Below are 18,212 nucleotides of genomic sequence, written 5' to 3' on the forward strand. Positions count from 1 at the left end.
ACCCGCCATTGCCACAACTAGCGTTTCAAGCTAGCGAAGGCTTCTTTTCGTACTTCTTTCGGGCGTGAACGCGCCATTCGGGAGCAGACCTTGATGATCACGCGCCGCGCCTTCACCGCCGCCCTGTCGCTGACCGGGCTGACCGCCCTCGCCGGCTTCTCGCCGCTGCGGCTGATCACCGACGCGATGGCGCAGTCCGCCACCGACGTGGCGAAGCCGGTGTCGTTGCCCGACATGGCGATCGGTCCGGCTAATGCCACGGTCACCATCACCGAATTTGCCTCGATGACCTGCCCGCATTGTGCGGCGTTCACCGAAAAGGTGTTTCCGAAGATCAAGACCGAGTTCATCGACACCGGCAAGATCCGTTTCGTGTTCCGCGAATTCCCGCTCGACATCAAGGCCGCGGCGGGCTCGATGCTGGCGCGCTGCATTGCCAAGGACGACGCCCCGAAATATTTCGCCGTCATCGACCTGCTGTTCAAGCAGCAGGAAGCTTGGGTGGTGAAGAACACCACGGAGACGCTGACCCGGATCGGCAAGCAGGCCGGCCTCACCCAGACGCAGGTCGAGGACTGCCTGAAGGATCAGGCCCTGCTCGACAAGATCGCGGCCGACCAGAAATACGCCGCCGAAGTGCTGAAGGTGCAGTCGACACCGACCTTCTTCATCAACGGCGAAATGCTCAAGGGCGAGCAGAGCTTCGAGGAATTCTCGAAGCGCATCAATTCGATGCTGAAGAGCTGATTCGCACGGGCCAGATTCATTCGAGCCCATAAGTCCAGCAAAAGGCTCGACAAAAGCGCCTCAAAAGGCTTCCTAAAACTCTTGGGAAAAGCCCCGGGGAGCCGTTGCCCTCCGGCCTCAGCCTCGCCATTGTCGCGCTCCAGAAGAGCCGCAATGGGCTATCCATCCACACCGACATTGCCTTCTATGGTATTGTCACGGCAGGGAGATTCGCGCCCGGCCAACAGAGATCTGTGTTCATGAAACTCACGCGCCTCCGCCTCCACGGTTTCAAGTCGTTCGTTGAAGCCACTGATTTCATGATCGAACCCGGCCTCACCGGCGTGGTCGGACCGAACGGCTGCGGCAAGTCGAATCTCGTCGAGGCGCTGCGCTGGGCGATGGGCGAAACCTCGCACAAATCGCTCCGCGCCGCCGACATGGACGCGGTGATCTTTGCCGGTTCCGGGAACCGCCCGGCGCGCAACCACGCCGAAGTTGTCATGACGATCGACAATACCGATCGCACGGCGCCGGCCGCGGTCAATGATAGCCAGCTTCTTGAGATCTCCCGCCGCATCGAGCGCGAGTCCGGCTCGGCCTATCGCATCAACGGCCGCGATGTCCGCGCCCGCGACGTGCAGATCCTGTTTGCCGACGCCGCCACCGGCGCGCGTTCGCCGGCGCTGGTCCACCAGGGCAAGATCGGCGAGATCATTCAGGCCAAGCCCGAACAGCGCCGCCGCGTGCTGGAAGACGCCGCCGGCGTCGCCGGACTTCATGCCCGCCGCCACGAAGCCGAACTGCGGCTGAAGGCGGCCGAAACCAACCTCACCCGCGTCGAGGACGTGATCGGGCAATTGTCCGGCCAGATCGACGGGTTGAAGAAGCAGGCGCGCCAGGCCATTCGCTTCCGCGAAGTCGCCGCCAAGGTGCGCAAGGCCGAGGCCACGCTGTTCCATCTGCGCTGGCTGGAAGCCAATGCCGACGTCGCGGAAGCCGGGCATACCCATGACATCAACGTTCGCGAAATGGCCGAGCGCACCCGCGAGCAGGCCGAGGCCGCGCGCATCCAGGCGATCCGCGCCTCTGAACTTCCGGCGCTCCGCGAGGGCGAAGCCCGCGCCGCGGCGGGGCTGCAACGCCTCACCAACGCGCGCGAACAGCTTGACCGCGAGGAAGAGCGCGCCAAGGAGCGCGTCGCCGAGCTCGACCGGCGCCTGACCCAGTTCGCCGCCGACATCGCCCGCGAGCAGCAGCAGGCCTCCGATGCAGAGATCGCGCTGCAGCGGCTCGACACCGAAGACGCCGAGTTAAAGGAAGAGATCAAGTCGCGCGTCGAAAAGCGCTCCGGCATTGATGAACGCGTTTCCGAGGCGGAAGCAACGCTTTCCGCCGCCGAGCGCATGTTCGGCGAGCTGACCACCGCGCTCGCCGACCTTACCGCCAAGCGCAACCAGCTCGAAGCCGGCGTGCGCACCCATCGCGACCGGCTGGCCCGGCTCGATCAGGAAATCGCCAGCGTTGCGGCCGACGAGCAGAAGCTCAGCGACGAGACCGGCAGTCTCGGTGACCTCGACGCGCTCGCCGCGGCGATGGAGACCGCGCAGGAAACGCTGGCGGTATCCGAAGCCGCGGCACAGGCCAGCGAGACCGGCCACGTCGCTGCGCGACAGAAGCTCGAAGCCTCCCGTGCGCCGCTTAACGAAGCCGACAAGCGCGTGCAGCGGCTCGAGACCGAGGCGCGTACTATTTCAAAGCTCGTCAACGGCGAAACCAAGAATCTGTGGCCGCCGATCATCGACGGCGTCACGGTCACCAAAGGCTATGAGAAGGCGCTTGGCGCCGTGCTCGGCGACGATCTTGACGCGCCGGTCGATCCCTCGGCGCCGATGCGCTGGACCAATGCCGGCGCGAGCTTCGACGATCCGGCCTTGCCTGATGGCGTCGAGGCCCTCGCCGCTCACGTTGAGGCGCCGTCCGAACTGGCGCGCCGCCTCGCGCAGATCGGCGTCGTGCCCAAGGAACGCGGCGCCGAACTGGTGTCGCAATTGAAGACCGGCCAGCGGCTGGTGTCGCTGGAAGGCGATGTCTGGCGCTGGGACGGTTTTGTCACAGCCGCGCACGCGCCGACCGGCGCCGCACGGCGTCTCGCCGAACGCGCGCGCCTCGTCGATATCGAACACGAGCTGGAACAGGCCCGCACCGACGCCGCCAACAAGCGGCAGGCGCTGGAAGACGCCGAGGCCGAACTGAAGGCGGCTTCCGCCGCCGAGTCCACCGGCCGCGAGGCCTGGCGTGCCGCGCAACGCGAAGCCGATGCGGCGCGCGAGCGCCATGCCACGACCGAGCGTGAGATCAATCGCCACGCCGCGCGCAAATCCGCGTTGACCGAAGCCCATACCCGCCTCGCCGCCGATCGCAGCGAGGCCGAAGCTGCGCACGAGAGCTCCAACGCCGCGCTGGCCGAGTTGCCGCCGACCCTCGACACCGAGACAAGGCTTGCCGCCGTTCGTACCGAGATCGAGGGACATCGTCGCTTTGCCGCGCAAGTGCGGGCCGAAGCCCAGGCGCTGGCGCGCGAGGCCGAACTGGCCGACAAGCGCGTGCAGGCGATCACGGCCGAACGCACCGAATGGCAGAACCGCAGGCAAAGCTCGGCCTCCCAGGTCGCCACCGTCGAGGCGCGCATCACCGAAGTGACGGCCGAGCGCGCCGAGCTTGACAATGCGCCGGCTCTGTTTGCCGAAAAGCGCCGCGCGCTGATCAACGAAATCGAGTCCGCCGAAAGCGCCCGCCGCGTCGCCGCCGACGCGCTCGCCGCCGCCGAGAGCGTGATGGCGCAGACCGACCGCGAAGCCAAGGCATCGCTCGAGGCGCTCTCCTCCGCCCGCGAAGCCTGCGCCCGCGCCGAGGAACGCATGGAAGGCACGAAGCGCCGGCTTTCCGACATCGAGCGCGAAATCCACGACATGCTCGAGGTCGAGCCGCATGCGGTGGCGGCGCTGGCCGAGATCGAGCCGGGCGCGGAACTACCGCCGCTCAACGAGATCGAGGAAAACCTCGAAAAGCTGCGCCGCGACCGCGAACGTCTCGGCGCCGTCAATCTGCGCGCCGAGGAAGAGCTGCGCGAGGTGGAAACCCAGCACACCGCGCTGACCACCGAGCGCGACGACCTCGTCGAAGCCATCAAGCGGCTGCGCCAGGGCATCCAGAGCCTCAACAAGGAGGCCCGCGAGCGGCTGTTGACCTCGTTCGAGACCGTCAACGAGCACTTCAAGCGGCTGTTCACCGAACTGTTCGGCGGCGGTGAAGCCGCGCTGCATCTGATCGAAAGCGACGATCCGCTGGAAGCCGGTCTGGAAATCATCGCAAAGCCGCCCGGCAAGAATCCGCAGACGCTGTCGCTGCTCTCAGGCGGCGAGCAGGCGCTGACGGCGCTGGCGCTGATCTTCGCGGTGTTCCTCACCAACCCGTCGCCGATCTGCGTGCTGGACGAAGTCGACGCGCCGCTCGACGACCATAACGTCGAGCGGTTCTGCAATTTGCTGCACGAGATGACATCGTCGACCGAGACCCGCTTCATCATCATCACGCACAATCCGATCACGATGGCGCGGATGAACCGGCTGTTCGGCGTCACCATGGCCGAACGCGGCGTCTCGCAACTGGTTTCGGTCGGCCTCGACGACGCCGTGAAGATCCTCGACCAGGACGTGGCGTGATTTCTGGTCCGTCATTCCGGGGCGGCGCGTAGCGACGAACCCGGAATCTCGAGATTCCGGGTCTGGTCCTTCGGACCATCCCGGAATGACATCGGAATGACGGCTAGACCATGACCTCACCCGACCTCCCTGCCGAACTGAAGGCCGCGCTTGACGGCAAGCTGCGGGGTTTTTCGCGCAGCGACGCCGCCGGCCGCGCTGCCTCGATCTCAAAGACCTATCGCGACGGCGGCGGCTCGGCCGCCATCAGCTCGGAGGCCGATGCGCTCGCGTACGCATTGGCGCGGATGCCCGCGACCTATGCCGCGGTCACGGCCAGCCTGAACGCGCTCGTCGAGATCAGGCCGGATTTTGCGCCGAAAACTCTGCTCGACGTCGGCGCCGGGCCGGGCACAGCCACGTGGGCGGCCGGCGAAGCCTTTCCGTCGCTGCAGGATTTCACACTGCTGGACGCCAACGACGCCCTGCGCACGCTGGCGCTCGGCCTCGTCACCGACAGCTTTCGCCTGCGTGACGTCAGCTACGAACGCGGCGAAGCCGGCGCCACACTGAAAAAAGCCGATACCTCCGACCTGGTGGTGGCGAGCTACATGATCGGCGAAATCAGCGATACTGAGCAGCGCGCGCTCGCCGAACTGATGTGGGAAAAGACCCGCAACACGCTGCTTGTGGTCGAACCCGGCACACCCGCGGGCTATGCCCGGATCATCGCGCTGCGCAAGCGGCTGATCGCTGTGGGCGCGCATGTCGCAGCGCCCTGCCCGCATGACGGCAAATGCCCGCTGCAGATGCCCGACTGGTGCCACTTCACCCAGCGCCTGCAGCGCTCGCGCGCGCACAAGCAGGTCAAGGGTGCGGAGCTGCCGTTCGAGGACGAAAAATTCGCCTATGTCGCGCTGACGCGTACGGCGGTTGCAGAGCGCCCTTCCCGGGTATTGGCGCAACCGGTCGTCACCAAGGTCGAAGTAACAGCCAAACTCTGCACTCCGGAAGGTCTTTCCTTCACGAAAGTGCCCCGCCGCGCCAAGGCCGATTACGCCACGGCCCGACGCTGGCGGTGGGGCGATGCTGTTAGTTGACGCGTCATTCCGGGATGGTCCGTGAGGACCAGACCTCAGATGCGCAATTGCGCACCGGGGAATCTCGAGATTCCGGGTTCGATGCTTTGCATCGCCCCGGAATGACAGCGTCGCCTCATGAACTTATCCCGCCCTACTTCCGACTAAAGCCATGCCTCAACTCGGGGCGGGCTGCCGCGCGCCCGGTTTTTCGTCTAGGTTCCCTGCCCCTTCGTCCCACAGGAGTTGTCCGTCATGTCGACCGGCTGGATCGTTCTCGGCGTCATCGTCATCATCGTGCTGTTTGCCTTCGGGGCGTATAACCGCCTGGTCGCGCTCAGCCAACGCGTCGGCCAGGCCTTCGCCGATATCGACGTGCAGCTCAAGCAGCGCCACGATCTGATCCCGAACCTCGTGGAGACCGTGAAGGGCTACGCCTCGCACGAGCGCGGCACGCTCGACGACGTCATCAAGGCACGCAATTCCGCGATGTCGGCGCAGGGACCAGCGCAGGTGTCCGCCGCCGAAAACCAGTTGAGCGGCGCGCTCGGCCGCCTGATCGCGCTGTCGGAGGCCTACCCGGACCTCAAGGCCAACGCCAATTTCCAGCAGTTGGCGAGCGAACTGTCCGACCTCGAAAACAAGATCGCGGCCAGCCGCCGCTTCTTCAACAACGCGGTCCAGGAATACAACACCGGCATCCAGCAGATGCCGGCCGCGCTGTTCGCCGGCATGTTCGGCTTCACCCGCAAGGAATTCTTCGACCTCGGCGCCAGCCGCACCGAAGTCGAGGCCGTGCCGACCGTGAAGTTCTAGGGGCTATCCATGTCTCTCTTTCGTCATTCCGGGGCACGCCGAAGGCGTGAACCCGGAATCTCGAGATTCCGGGTTCGATGCTCCGCATCGCCCCGGAATGACGGAGGATAGTGTCTATGGCGGCGTACGGTCTCTACACGCATATCGCATCGAACAAGTTTCGTTCGATGCTGCTGCTCGCCGGCCTGTTTCTCCTGATCTATGTGCTGGTCTTTGCCGGCGCATTGGTCGCCGAAGCGCTGACGCACAGTGGAAAATCGGTCGACTATTACCTGAGGCGCGCGTCGCACGACCTGATCGCGGCCTTCCCCTGGGCCACGATCGCCGCGGCACTGTGGATCGTGATCGCCTATTTCTTCCACCAGAACATGATCGACGCCGTGACCGGCGGCGAGAGCGTGACGCGGCAGCAGCAGCCGCGGCTCTATAATCTCCTCGAAAATCTCTGCATCTCGCGCGGCATCCCGATGCCGAAGCTGAAGGTGATGGACAGCCCGGCGCTGAACGCATTCGCGGCCGGCCTCAACCGGCGGCAATATTCCATCACGGTGACATCAGGCCTTCTGCAGGCGCTCAACGACCAGGAGATCGAGGCCGTACTCGGCCACGAGCTCACACATATCCGCAACGGCGACGTGCAGTTGATGGTGGTCGCGGTGATCATCGCCGGCGTGGTGGGCTTTTTCGGCGAATTGTTCTTCCGCATGTTCACCAACCTGTCGTGGAACTCCTCCGGTCGAGGCTGGTCTTCGTCATCCTCGTCTTCCTCCTCCTCGTCCGACCGTGACAGCAAGGGGGCGGGCGGCGCGATCATCGCGGTCATCATCGCGGTGGTGCTGATCCTGCTGGCCTGGCTGTTGTCGCAAGTCGTCAAGCTGGCGCTGTCGCGGTCGCGCGAATTGCTGGCCGATGCCGGCTCGGTCGAACTGACCAAGAATCCCGATGCCATGATCACGGCGCTGCGCAAGATCGAGAACCGCGGCGAGCTTGAAGGCGCAACGTCCGCGGTCATGGAGCTGTGCGTCGACAATCCGCGCGAGGGATTTGCCGACCTGTTCGCGACCCACCCGTCGGTGGATTCGCGCGTCAAGGCGCTGGTGCAGTTTGCCGGCGGTCATGACCCCGGCCCGCTGGCTCTGCCGTCGGATACGGCGGGCGAATCCGACGAGCCCGAAGAATCAGCCACCGGGCAACTCCCGCCGACAGTTCCCCGCGGCCCGTGGAGCAATGTCGGCGAGCCCGCTGACGTTCCGGGCACGCGCCCCGGCCCCTTAGAGGGCCCTTGGGGCTCGCACCGCTGAGCAGCCCCGCGCCTAGCGCCGCACCGGGTTAACAAATTCCGTATGAATAAATGGCAGCGGCCGTCTAAGGAATTGAATTCTCCCTTGTTTCTGCCATGTTCGCGCCCAAAGCAGGCAATGGGGCATGCCGATCGCTCCCGCGGTCGGAACTGCTGTTTCAAGGGAATTCCATGGCAAAGCCAGTCGTGATTGTGGTGGGCGCGGACAAGGGCGGGGTCGGCAAGACGACCGTATCGCGTACGCTCCTGGATTACTTCAGCGCCAACAACGTGCCGACCCGGGCATTCGACACCGAATCGCCGCGGGGCACCCTGATGCGCTTCCACCCCGACATCACCGAAATCGTCGACATGACGACGACTTCGGACCAGATGAAGATCTTCGATACGCTGAACGCGGCCAGCCCCTCCGTCACCGTGATCGACGTCCGGGCCGGACTGCTGTCGCCGGCGCTGGCCTCGCTGCGCGACATCGGCTTTCTCGATGCGGCCAAGGCGGGTCAGATCACCTTCGCCGTGTTCCATATATTGGGCCCCTCGATCGCCTCGCTGGATGAGATCGCCGAGACCGCGAATTTCATGCATGGCGCCAAATATTACCTGGTGAAGAACTTCATCAACGATACCCAGTTCTTCCAGTGGGACCAGGCGACCTACAATTCCTATTTCCACCGCATCAAGGACGCCACCGAACTCACGATCCCCAAACTCAACGAAATGGCCTATGAGCAGGTCGAGGTTTCCTCGGTGCCGTTCCTCAAATTCGTCGCCAACAAGGGCAAGGAGGACGAAGCCGCGAACTACTCGTTCGTGCTGCGCGGCTATGTCCGACACTGGCTCGCCAATGTCTGGAGCGAGTTCGACCGCATCAAGTTGACCGATCTCGTCGGCGCCAAGCCGGGTGTGCGCGGCGGCGAAAAATAGTCGCACACCCGCCGCGATGAGGGCTGGATTAGGCGAAAAATTCCTTTGATATAGCGGGTGATGAACCCCACGCCCGTCTACATCATCTGCTCGCCGCGGCCGCTGGTCGGCAAGACGCTGCTCGCGCGGCTCCTGAGCGAGTTCCTGCTGCTGAAAGACGGCACGGTGTCCTCCTTCGACATCAACCTGAAGGAACCGTCGCTGCTCGAATATCTGCCGCGCCTGACCGAGACGGCCGACGTCATGGACACCTTCGGCAAGATGCAGCTCATGGACCGCCTGATCGTCCATGACGGTGTCGCCAAGGTAATCGACCTCGGCTTTCATGCGTTCGACGAGTTCTTCAAGATGACCAACGAGATCGGCTTCCTCAAGGAGGCGACGCGGCGCAGCGTCGCGCCGATCGTCCTGTTCGTGGCCGATACCGACCGCGTTTCCGCGCGCGCCTATCCGACGTTACGAGAGCAGATTCCGCTGAAAACGCTGATTACGGTCGACAACGAGTATGTGGTGCGTGGCGAACTGCCCGAGGCGATGGGCGCCGGGCGGGTACTGCGAATAACGGCCCTGCCCTCGTTCCTGAAGACCTATGTCGGCCGGCTGACCTTTTCCTTCACCGACTACCTGCGCAACGAGAGGGACTCATCGACCGAGCTGCACCAGTGGATCCGCAGGAACTACATCAGCTTTCGGGAGCTTGAGTTCAGCCTGCTCGCCCAGCGGCCCTGAAGCCCATCGGCCGGTTCGCACAATAAATATTACCCGGGTAATATTGACGTGACCCGCCTCGGCTGGTATCGCCTCCGCCTGACCGCAACTGGCGAGGCCATCCCGTGACATCAGACAGAAAGGCAGCCATCGCCGCCTACAGGGAGCGGAAAACCTTCGCAGGGGTTTTCGTCATCCGCTGCAAGGCCTCGACCCAGACATGGGTCGGCCAGACGCCTAATCTGGAGAAAATACAGAACCGGATCTGGTTCACGCTGCGCCAGAGCAGCCACACCTGCCGCACCCTGCAGGCCGCTTGGACCACCCATGGGCCGGACAGCCTGACGTTTTGGGAATGCGAACGGCTGGAAGAGGAAGAAACGCCCTATATCCGCGACGCGCTGCTGAAGGAGCGCGCGTTGCACTGGCGGAAGCAGCTTGGCGCTGAAGCGGTCTGATGTCGTCGTCCCTGCGAACGCAGGGACCCATACCGCGTTGCTTTCGCAATGAGAACGAGATGGCTGACATCTTCTCCACCAACGACCGACGTGGGCTATGGGTCACTGCGTTCGCAGGGACGACGGAGAGAGCTGACTGACGAAAACTCAATGCCCCTCGAACGCCATCAGCGTACGTACCGGAACGTCCATCGCACGCAATTTGTCGGCGCCGCCAAGATCGGGCAGATCGATGATGAAGCAGGCCGCGACCACGTTAGCGCCAATCTGGCGCAGCAGCTTCACCGCGCCTTCCGCGGTGCCGCCGGTGGCGATGAGATCGTCGACCAGGATCACGCGCTCGCCGGGCTGGATCGCGTCGACATGCATTTCCATTTCATCGAGGCCGTATTCCAGCGAGTAGGCGATCCGCACCGTGGCGTGCGGCAGCTTGCCTTTCTTGCGGATCGGCACGAAGCCTGCGGAGACCTGATGCGCCACCGCGCCGCCCAAGATGAAGCCTCTCGCCTCGATGCCGGCAACCTTGTCGATCTTCAATCCGGCCCATGGCTGCACCAGTTCATCGACCGCGCGGCGAAAGGCGCGGGCGTCAGCCAGCAGGGTGGTGATGTCGCGAAACAGGATGCCCTTTTTCGGGTAATCCGGAATGGTGCGGACGGTGGCTTTCAGATCATGATCGAATGTCATCGGTTGCTCTTTCCAATGTCATTCCGGGGCGATGCGCAGCATCGAACCCGGAATCTCGAGATTCCGGGTCTGGTGCTAGCGCACCATCCCGGAATGACGTGCCTCAATGTTCGCATCAGTTCATTCCCACGTTCAGACGAAACGCATTCTCGACGATACGCAGCCCCACCTCGCCGCCGAGCGACATCAGCGATTCCGGGTGAAACTGCACGCCGCCGACCGGCAAGGTCTTGTGTTCGATCGCCATCGCGACGCCGTCCTCGGTGGTCGCGGTGACTTCCAGAACCTCAGGCACGCTGTCGCGCTCGACATAGAGCGAATGATAGCGGCCGATCACGATCTCATTGGGCAGGTTGTGCATCAATCGCCCGCCACGCACCTGAACCCGCGACGGCCGTCCGTGCGCGGGGTGGGTGAGCTGGCCGAGCTGGCCGCCGAAATATTCGCCGATCGCCTGCACGCCGAGGCAGACGCCGAAGATCGGCAGTTTGCGGTCGAGCGCCGTGCCGATGGTCTTCGAAATCCCGAAATCCTCCGGCCGTCCCGGGCCCGGTGAGAGCACCAGCAAATCCCAGTTCTTCTTCAGCATCTCCTGGGCATGCACATGCCGGACCACGGTGACGCTGGCACCGACCTGCCGGAAATAATCCGCCAGCATGTGCACAAAACTGTCGTCGTGGTCGATCAGGAGCACCTTGCGGCCGGAGCCGGTGGCATCGGGCGCAAATACCGACAGCGGCTTTGGCGCGTCGCCGCGCAACGCCTGGAACAGCGCCGCCGCCTTGACCTGGCATTCGCGGTCTTCCGCTGCGGGATCCGAGTCGAAAAGACAGGTGGCGCCGACGCGCACTTCGGCCAGGCCATCCTTCATGCGGATGGTGCGGATGGTCAGCCCGGTATTGATGCTGCCGTCAAAGTTCACCGCACCAATCGCGCCGGCATACCAGCGCCGCGATGACCGCTCATTGTCCTCGACGAACTGCATCGCCCACAATTTCGGTGCACCGGTCACAGTCACCGCCCAGGCATGGGTCAGAAAGGCGTCGAGCGCATCGAAGCCCGGACGCAGCATGCCTTCGACATGATCGACGGTGTGGAACAATTTTGAATAGGTCTCGATCTGCCGCCGCGCCAGAACCTTGATGGTGCCGGGAATGCAGACGCGCGCCTTGTCGTTGCGGTCGACGTCGGTGCACATGTTGAGTTCGAACTCGTCCTTTTCCGAGTTCAGCAGCTGCCTGATCTGCTCGGCATCGCCGATCGCATCGACGCCGCGCGCGATCGTGCCCGAGATCGGGCAGGTCTCGACTCGCCTGCCGTCGGAGCGGACGAACATTTCCGGCGAGGCCGACACCAGAAATTCGCCGTCGCCGAGATTCATCAGCGCGCCATAGGGGGACGGGTTGATGCGGCACAGCCGCTGGAACACTTCGGCCGGCGAACGCTCGCAGGACTCGGCGAAGAGCTGCCCCGGCACCGCCTCGAACAGGTCGCCGCGCGCGAATGCCGCGCGCGCGACCTCGACGGTGGCCTGATATTCGCCGTGCGCGTGATCGGCAAAGCCCTGCCGCGGCGTCCTGGCGTAAACGCTCTCGGCGGTGTCGCGCGGCAGACCCTTGGTGGATTTTCCCTTCCAGGCGAAATCATAGCTCAGCACCACGCCGCGGCCGGTGGCGCGGTCATAGGCCAGCAGGCGATCCGGCACGTACAGCACGATGTCGCGCTGATCGCTCTCCCGGGCGCGCTTCTGCACGAGGTCCTCGATCTGGAACACAAGGTCGTAAGCGAACGCGCCGAACAGGCCGAGCAGCGGGTCGTCATTGGCTGACAAGGCAGCGATGATATCGCGCACCAACGACATCACGCTGGCGCGGCGGGTGCGCTGGTCTTCCTCGACCGGAGCCGCCCCGCGAATGATGTGGCCAGCGAGACGGGTCGGGCTTTTTTCAGAAATGACCACGCAGGGTTCGCGCAGCACGTCGCCCAGAAACGCGATCAACACCTCGCCCCGCGCGTTCAGGGCGGAAAGCGAAAAGTCGGAACCGGCGGTTTCCAGCACCAGCGGCGGATCGGCAAAGCCGAGGTCGAAACTCTCGTAGCGGCCCGGCACCGTGGTGCCGGAGGACAGCACCACGCCGCGGCGGCGGTCGAGCAATTCGATCAGGTCGTCGAGCCGCTTGGCGTTGCCGGTGAACTGCTCGACGGCGCGCGAAATCGCGAGACCGCAGCTGGTCCGGTATTCGCTGTGCTCCGGCAGGGAGAAGGCTGTCCTGTTCATGTGATCCTCTTACGAAACTTCGGGAGGGAGCGCCACACAGGACAAACGAAGGGACCGTCGCACTGCGATGGCGACCTTCGACGATTGAAAAATGAAATCGCACCGGCCACCTCTTTAAGAGGTGCGCCACCAGAGACGGGATGGGCTGATAACGGTGTTCATGGGAGCCTAATCACATCCGCCGCTGATGATGTCAAGAGAGGGACGGGCCAGGACGCCCTGCCCCGGGGCTCATCTTGGGGTGTCGGAAAGCGGAAAACTTGCGTAGGATTTGAGCAAGCAGCGGCGCTCTCAACGCGCAAAGATTGCAAACAAGGGAGGCAGGCGATGGCATTGCTGGGTCTGGGATATGCCGGTTTCGGATCTGATAACCTCGAGGACTGGCGGCAGTTCGGTACCGGCCTGGTCGGGCTGCAGGCGGTCGAGCGCGGCAATTCGCTGCTGGCGTTCCGGATGGATGACCGCAAGCAGCGGATCGTGATCGACCGCGCGATGGGCGAAGGCACACGCTTCTTCGGCTGGGAGGTCGCCGACAGCGCGGCGCTGGATGCGCTGGCGGCGCGGCTGGAAAAAGCCGGCGTGCCTGTCACCGCAGAACCGCAGACGCTGGCCGACGCCAGGCGCGTCCGCAGCCTGATTTCTTTTCACGATCCGGCCGGCAACCGGCTGGAGGCGTTTTACGGCGCCGAGATCGACGACACGCCGTTCCGCCCGGGCCGTTCGATCTCGGGTTTCCGCACCGGCCCGCTCGGCCTCGGCCATGCCGTGCTGACGGTCGAGAATATCGACCCCATGATGGCGTTCTATGTCGACGTGCTCGGCTTCGGGCTCTCCGACTACATCGAAAAACCGTTCCGCGCCTATTTCTTTCACGTCAACGCGCGGCATCACAGCCTGGCGCTGATCGAGACCGGCAGGAACGGCATGCATCATTTGATGGTGGAGTTGTTCTCGCTCGACGATGTCGGCCAGTGCTACGACATCGCGCTGACCGAGGGCGACCGCGTCGGCGTCACGCTCGGCCGGCACACCAACGATTTCATGACCTCGTTCTACGCCAAGACGCCGTCGTCCTTCATGATCGAATGCGGCTGGGGCGGCCGCGAGATCGATCCCGCGACATGGCAGCCGCTCGAGATGCATGACGGCCCCAGCCTGTGGGGACACGAGCGCGTCTGGCTGCCGCCGGAAGACCGCGTGGTCGCCCGCGAGATGCGGATGCGCGCCGCAGCGAGCGGTCTGCGCGCGCCGGTGCAGGTGATGGAAGGCAATTACAAGCTGATGTCGGGAACGTGCGCGTGGTGGGACGGGGTGCGCGGGAGCGGCGGCTGATCAACCCACGTCGTCCCTGCGAACGCAGGGACCCATAAACACAGGAAGGTGTTGTTTGAGCGAGGTCGTCGAGCAGCTTTATCGAAGCCGATAGGCCGCGGAGTATGGGTCCCTGCGTTCGCAGGGACGACGGGAAACCTACTCCCGATAATACCCCTGCTCGATCTCCTCGATCAGTCCACGCGCATTCGGCTGCCAGCCGAGCTGCCGCGCACGCTTTGCCCGCACGCGGCTGTTGGATGCCATCGTATCCTCCGTCGTGCCCTCACCCCATTCGGCGGCCGCCCCTGCCATCGACATCGCCGTTGGCGGTCCGGCAAAACCCAGCATGCGATTGATCGCCTCGCAGGCTTCGCGCATCGAATTCTCGCCGTTTTCGACGAAGTAGAAGCTGCCTGCCGGCGCCTTCTCGATGGCTAGCGCATAGATGCTCACGAGATCGTCGACATGCACGTTCGACCAGATGTTCCCGCCGGGTCCGGCATGCGCCGCGTTGCCGCGCTTTTTTGCGAGCTTGATCAGCAGTGGCACCTGCACGCTGTCAGGTCCGGCGCCAAGGCCGAGGCCGTAGATCAGACTCGGGCAGATGATGACAGAGCGGCAGCCCTTGTCACGATAGGAAAGAATGAATTCGTTCAACGCGACCCGCGCCACGCGCGCAGGCGACGGTGTGATGGGCGTGTCTTCGTCGTAGATCGCATCCGATCGCTGGCCTTTGGCGCGCGTGCCGACAATGCTCGATCCCGATGTGTGGATGAATGGCTTGCCGCTTCCCGCGAGCGCGCCAAGCAGGATCTCGACCGCGCCCTTGTGATCGGCGCTTGCCGCATTGACGACGACATCGGCGGCCCGCGCCGCTTGCGCCAGAATTTCCCCGTCATCAAGCGTTCCCAACAGGGGCTGGATACCCCGCGCGCGAACCGCCTCGGCTTTCTCGGGCGAGCGGACCAATCCCGTCACCTGATGCCCAGCGGCGATGAGATGAGCCGCCACCGATCCGCCGATATAGCCCGACGCGCCCGTGCAGAAGATTTGCATTCACCGCCTCCACCGTCGTTGCGAGGAGCGAAGCGACGAAGCAATCCATCGCGCCGCAAGTGGAAACATGGATTGCTTCGCGGAGCCTGTCATCGGGCGCATTCGCGCGACCCGTTGGCTCGCAATGACGAGGAAACATCTCAGCCGAGATGCTTCCTGAAAAACTCCGTCGCCCTGCCCCAGGCCAGTTCCGCGGCCTGGCGGTCATGCACGGATTGCCGCTGCTCATTGACGAAGGCGTGCTCGGCGTCATAGCGGAACAGCTCGAGCGACTTGCCGGCGGCCTTCATGCCCTGCTCAAAGGCATCGACCACCTGCGGCGTGCACCAGTCGTCCTTGTTGGCGAAGTGGGCCTGCAGCGGAATCTTCACGTCGGCAGGCTTTGCCGCCTGCTCCGGCGGAATGCCGTAGAACACCACGCCGGCCGCCAGTTCCGGAATTCTGGTGGCGCCGATGATGGTCACCGCACCGCCGAGGCAGAAGCCGGTCAACCCGACCTTGGCGCCGTTGCGCGACAGATATTGCACGGCGCCGCGCACGGTCTGCGTGGTGGCGTCCATGAAATCCAGCGAGTTCATCTCTTTGCCGGCCGCATCCGTATCGTGATACGGCACCACCGTGCCCTTGTAGAGATCAGGCGCCAGCGCATCGAAGCCCGCCACCGCGAAGCGGTCGCACAGGCCCTTGATCTGGTCCTGCAGGCCCCACCATTCCTGGATCACGACCACGCCCGGCGCATTGCCACGCGCAGCGTTGGCGAGGTAGCCGCTGGCATCCTTGCCGTCCGGCCGTTTGAAAGTGATGCTGGTACCCATGGGTTCCTCCGCGCTGATTTCTGGATGATTGAGGGCCATTTTGTCCGCAGTGCGTTCGGGAAGCAATCGGCTTGCTCCGTCATTCCGGGATGGTCCGAAGGACCAGACCCGGAATCTCGAGATTCTCAGGGGCGCAAGGGCGCCCCATAGTTCGATGCTTCGCATCGCCCCGGAATGACATCGCCCAACAAAAAAGCCCCCTCAGGGGCTTTTCCGAAAGTCGCAATGAAGAAGTGATCAGTGGGCGTCGGCCCAGACCTTCTTCTTGGTGAAGTACAACAAGCCCGCCAGCAGGATCAGGAACACGAACACCTGCATGCCGAGCGCCTTGCGCGCCTCCATATGCGGCTCCGCGGCCCACATCAGGAACGTGGTGACGTCCTTGGCGTATTGCGCGACCGTTGCCGGCGAGCCGTCATCATAGGTGACCTGGCCGTCGTTCAGCGGCTTCGGCATCTTGATGGCGTGACCGGGGAAATACTTATTGTAGTTGGAGCCCTCCGGCAGCGTGAAACCGGCCGGCGGCTTGTCCTCGTAGCCCTGCAGTATCGCGGCGACGTAATCCGGACCCTGCTCCTGGTACTGGGTGAAGAAGTCGATCAGGAACGTCGGGAAGCCGCGTTTGTAGGATCGCGCCTTGGTGATCAGCGAGAGATCCGGCGGCGCTGCGCCGCCATTGGCCGCACGGGCCGCCTGCTCGTTCGGGAACGGCGACGGGAAATAGTCGGCGGGCCGGCCCGGCCGCTCGAACATGTCGCCCGCATCATTCGGGCCGTCCTTGACCTTGTAGTCGGAGGCGAACGCCGAGGCCTGCGCCACCGAATAACCCGGCCCGCCGGCTTCGGCGAGGTTGCGGAAGGCGACATAGGACAGGCCGTGGCAGTTCGAGCAGACTTCCTTGTAGACCTTGAGGCCGCGCTGCAAGGCGCCGCGATCGAACTTGCCGAAGGGACCGGAGAACGACCACTTCTGCCCGGGCGGGCTGTCACCGTGATCCTCGGCCCGCGCGTTCTGCGCGCCACCCAGCAGCAAGCCGCCGGCGACCACGAGCGCGATCACGGCAGAGGCCACGGTGGCCACCTTGCCGCGCGACTTTGCCAGCACGTCGTCAGCGATCGAATTCGGCAGCGGACGCGGCTTCTCGATCCGGGAGAGCAGCGGCAGCAGGATCAGGAAGTAGGCGAAGTAGCAGACGGTCAGGATGCGGCCGACGATCACATAGACGCCTTCCGGCGGCTGGGCGCCGAGATAGCCGAGGCCGATGCAGACGACCACGAACATCCAGAAGAACTGCTTGGCCAGCGGGCGGTACTTCGACGAACGCGTCCTGGCGGTGTCGAGCCAGGGCAGGAACGCCAGGATGACGATCGCACCGAACATCGCGATGACGCCGGCGAGCTTGTTCGGAATCGAGCGCAGGATCGCGTAGAACGGCAGGTAATACCATTCCGGCACGATGTGCGCGGGCGTCACGCCGGGATTGGCGGGGATGTAGTTGTCGGCGTCGCCGAGATAGTTCGGCATGTAGAAGATGAACCATGCGAAGAACAGCATGAAGCAGGAAACGCCGAACATGTCCTTGATGGTCGCGTAGGGCGTGAACGCCACGGTGTCCTTTTCGGTCTTCGCCTCGACGCCGGCCGGATTGTTCTGGCCCGCCACATGCAGCGCCCAGATGTGCAGCACGACGACGCCCGCGATCACGAACGGCAGCAGATAGTGCAGCGAGAAGAAGCGGTTCAGCGTCGGATTACCGACCGAATAGCCACCCCACAGCAGCGTCACGATGCTGTCGCCGACATAGGGCACGGCCGAGAACAGGTTGGTGATGACGGTGGCGCCCCAGAAGCTCATCTGGCCCCACGGCAGCACATAGCCCATGAAGCCGGTCGCCATCATCAGGAGATAGATGATGACGCCGAGGATCCAGAGCACTTCGCGCGGCTCCTTGTACGACCCGTAATAGAGGCCGCGGAACATGTGGATGTAGACGGCGAAGAAGAACATCGAAGCGCCGGAGGCGTGGATGTTGCGAAGCAGCCAGCCGTAATTGACGTCGCGGACGATCAGCTCGACCGATTTGAAGGCAAGATCGGCATGCGGCGTGTAGTGCATCGCCAGGATCACGCCCGTCAGGATCTGAACGCCCAGCATCAGCGAAAGGATGGCGCCGAAGGTCCACCAGTAATTCAGGTTACGCGGCGTCGGATACGCCACGAACGACGAATGCATAAGTCCCATGATCGGGAGGCGCCGTTCGATCCACTTCAAGGCGGGATTGGTCGGCTGGAAATCGGATGGTCCGCTCATTGATGCGATCCTGAGGAAGTAAGACGACGCGACGGGT

General features: G+C 63.9%; 14 protein-coding genes. 9 read left to right on the forward strand and 5 right to left on the reverse strand.

Translation table 11 applies throughout. The features are described 5' to 3' along the window. Positions 1–90: 90 nt before the first annotated feature. The 8 genes from V1283_RS26200 to V1283_RS26235 all read left to right on the forward strand — a co-directional run bounded on the left by V1283_RS26200 (position 91) and on the right by V1283_RS26235 (position 9,715). The gene (locus tag V1283_RS26200; protein WP_334389429.1) at positions 91–747 is read left to right on the forward strand and encodes a DsbA family protein; all 657 of its coding nucleotides are present in this window, start codon (positions 91–93) and stop codon (positions 745–747) included. 239 nt (positions 748–986) lie between these two features. After that, positions 987–4,451 (forward strand): chromosome segregation protein SMC, encoded by a 3,465-nt coding sequence (smc, locus tag V1283_RS26205; RefSeq protein WP_334389430.1) that lies wholly within the window; start codon positions 987–989, stop codon positions 4,449–4,451. Positions 4,452–4,561: 110 nt separating this feature from the next. Then, positions 4,562–5,530, forward strand: a complete 969-nt coding sequence (locus tag V1283_RS26210; protein ID WP_334389431.1) for a small ribosomal subunit Rsm22 family protein — start codon at positions 4,562–4,564, stop codon at positions 5,528–5,530. A 234-nt stretch (positions 5,531–5,764) separates the two neighbouring features. Beyond that, positions 5,765–6,325, forward strand: a complete 561-nt coding sequence (locus V1283_RS26215) for a LemA family protein (protein ID WP_334389432.1) — start codon at positions 5,765–5,767, stop codon at positions 6,323–6,325. A gap of 116 nt (positions 6,326–6,441) precedes the next feature. Beyond that, the gene (locus V1283_RS26220; protein WP_334389433.1) at positions 6,442–7,626 is read left to right on the forward strand and encodes a M48 family metallopeptidase; all 1,185 of its coding nucleotides are present in this window, start codon (positions 6,442–6,444) and stop codon (positions 7,624–7,626) included. A 170-nt stretch (positions 7,627–7,796) separates the two neighbouring features. Beyond that, positions 7,797–8,549, forward strand: coding sequence for a hypothetical protein (locus tag V1283_RS26225; RefSeq protein ID WP_334389434.1), 753 nt, complete (start codon positions 7,797–7,799; stop codon positions 8,547–8,549). Positions 8,550–8,609: 60 nt separating this feature from the next. Then, positions 8,610–9,278 (forward strand): hypothetical protein, encoded by a 669-nt coding sequence (locus tag V1283_RS26230; protein WP_334389435.1) that lies wholly within the window; start codon positions 8,610–8,612, stop codon positions 9,276–9,278. 104 nt (positions 9,279–9,382) lie between these two features. Continuing rightward, complete coding sequence (locus V1283_RS26235; RefSeq protein WP_334389437.1) at positions 9,383–9,715, forward strand: GIY-YIG nuclease family protein; 333 nt, start codon at positions 9,383–9,385, stop codon at positions 9,713–9,715. A gap of 147 nt (positions 9,716–9,862) precedes the next feature. Here V1283_RS26235 and V1283_RS26240 read toward each other — a convergent pair whose 3' ends face one another. Both V1283_RS26240 and V1283_RS26245 read right to left on the reverse strand, forming a co-directional pair. After that, complete coding sequence (locus V1283_RS26240) at positions 9,863–10,402, reverse strand: adenine phosphoribosyltransferase (protein WP_334389438.1); 540 nt, start codon at positions 10,400–10,402, stop codon at positions 9,863–9,865. A 115-nt stretch (positions 10,403–10,517) separates the two neighbouring features. After that, a complete protein-coding gene (locus tag V1283_RS26245; protein ID WP_334389439.1) occupies positions 10,518–12,680 on the reverse strand; it encodes an anthranilate synthase component I in 2,163 nt (720 codons plus the stop codon). Positions 12,681–13,007: 327 nt separating this feature from the next. Between V1283_RS26245 and V1283_RS26250 the strand changes: the two genes are divergently transcribed. Continuing rightward, on the forward strand, positions 13,008–14,012 hold the full coding sequence (locus tag V1283_RS26250) for a VOC family protein (RefSeq protein ID WP_334389440.1): 1,005 nt from the start codon (positions 13,008–13,010) through the stop codon (positions 14,010–14,012). Positions 14,013–14,150: 138 nt separating this feature from the next. Here V1283_RS26250 and V1283_RS26255 read toward each other — a convergent pair whose 3' ends face one another. The 3 genes from V1283_RS26255 to V1283_RS26265 all read right to left on the reverse strand — a co-directional run bounded on the left by V1283_RS26255 (position 14,151) and on the right by V1283_RS26265 (position 18,175). Next, positions 14,151–15,050, reverse strand: coding sequence for an NAD-dependent epimerase/dehydratase family protein (locus V1283_RS26255; RefSeq protein ID WP_334389442.1), 900 nt, complete (start codon positions 15,048–15,050; stop codon positions 14,151–14,153). A 140-nt stretch (positions 15,051–15,190) separates the two neighbouring features. Then, positions 15,191–15,865, reverse strand: coding sequence for a dienelactone hydrolase family protein (locus tag V1283_RS26260; protein ID WP_334389443.1), 675 nt, complete (start codon positions 15,863–15,865; stop codon positions 15,191–15,193). A 237-nt stretch (positions 15,866–16,102) separates the two neighbouring features. Further along, entirely contained in the window at positions 16,103–18,175 is a 2,073-nt protein-coding gene (locus V1283_RS26265; protein WP_334389445.1) for a cytochrome c1, read from the reverse strand. Between the last annotated feature and the right edge of the window lie 37 nt (positions 18,176–18,212).

Origin of the sequence: Bradyrhizobium sp. AZCC 2262 (assembly GCF_036924535.1) — a bacterium.
Taxonomy (GTDB): Bacteria; Pseudomonadota; Alphaproteobacteria; order Rhizobiales; family Xanthobacteraceae; genus Bradyrhizobium.

Bases quoted from the DNA above. Each gene is read 5' to 3' on its own strand.
- smc (WP_334389430.1), top strand. From the start codon at position 987: ATGAAACTCACGCGCCTCCGCCTCCACGGTTTCAAGTCGTTCGTTGAA.
- V1283_RS26255 (WP_334389442.1), bottom strand. From the start codon at position 15,050: ATGCAAATCTTCTGCACGGGCGCGTCGGGCTATATCGGCGGATCGGTG.
- V1283_RS26210 (WP_334389431.1), top strand. From the start codon at position 4,562: ATGACCTCACCCGACCTCCCTGCCGAACTGAAGGCCGCGCTTGACGGC.
- V1283_RS26260 (WP_334389443.1), bottom strand. From the start codon at position 15,865: ATGGGTACCAGCATCACTTTCAAACGGCCGGACGGCAAGGATGCCAGC.
- V1283_RS26265 (WP_334389445.1), bottom strand. From the start codon at position 18,175: ATGAGCGGACCATCCGATTTCCAGCCGACCAATCCCGCCTTGAAGTGG.
- V1283_RS26220 (WP_334389433.1), top strand. From the start codon at position 6,442: ATGGCGGCGTACGGTCTCTACACGCATATCGCATCGAACAAGTTTCGT.
- V1283_RS26240 (WP_334389438.1), bottom strand. From the start codon at position 10,402: ATGACATTCGATCATGATCTGAAAGCCACCGTCCGCACCATTCCGGAT.
- V1283_RS26245 (WP_334389439.1), bottom strand. From the start codon at position 12,680: ATGAACAGGACAGCCTTCTCCCTGCCGGAGCACAGCGAATACCGGACC.
- V1283_RS26225 (WP_334389434.1), top strand. From the start codon at position 7,797: ATGGCAAAGCCAGTCGTGATTGTGGTGGGCGCGGACAAGGGCGGGGTC.
- V1283_RS26250 (WP_334389440.1), top strand. From the start codon at position 13,008: ATGGCATTGCTGGGTCTGGGATATGCCGGTTTCGGATCTGATAACCTC.
- V1283_RS26230 (WP_334389435.1), top strand. From the start codon at position 8,610: ATGAACCCCACGCCCGTCTACATCATCTGCTCGCCGCGGCCGCTGGTC.
- V1283_RS26215 (WP_334389432.1), top strand. From the start codon at position 5,765: ATGTCGACCGGCTGGATCGTTCTCGGCGTCATCGTCATCATCGTGCTG.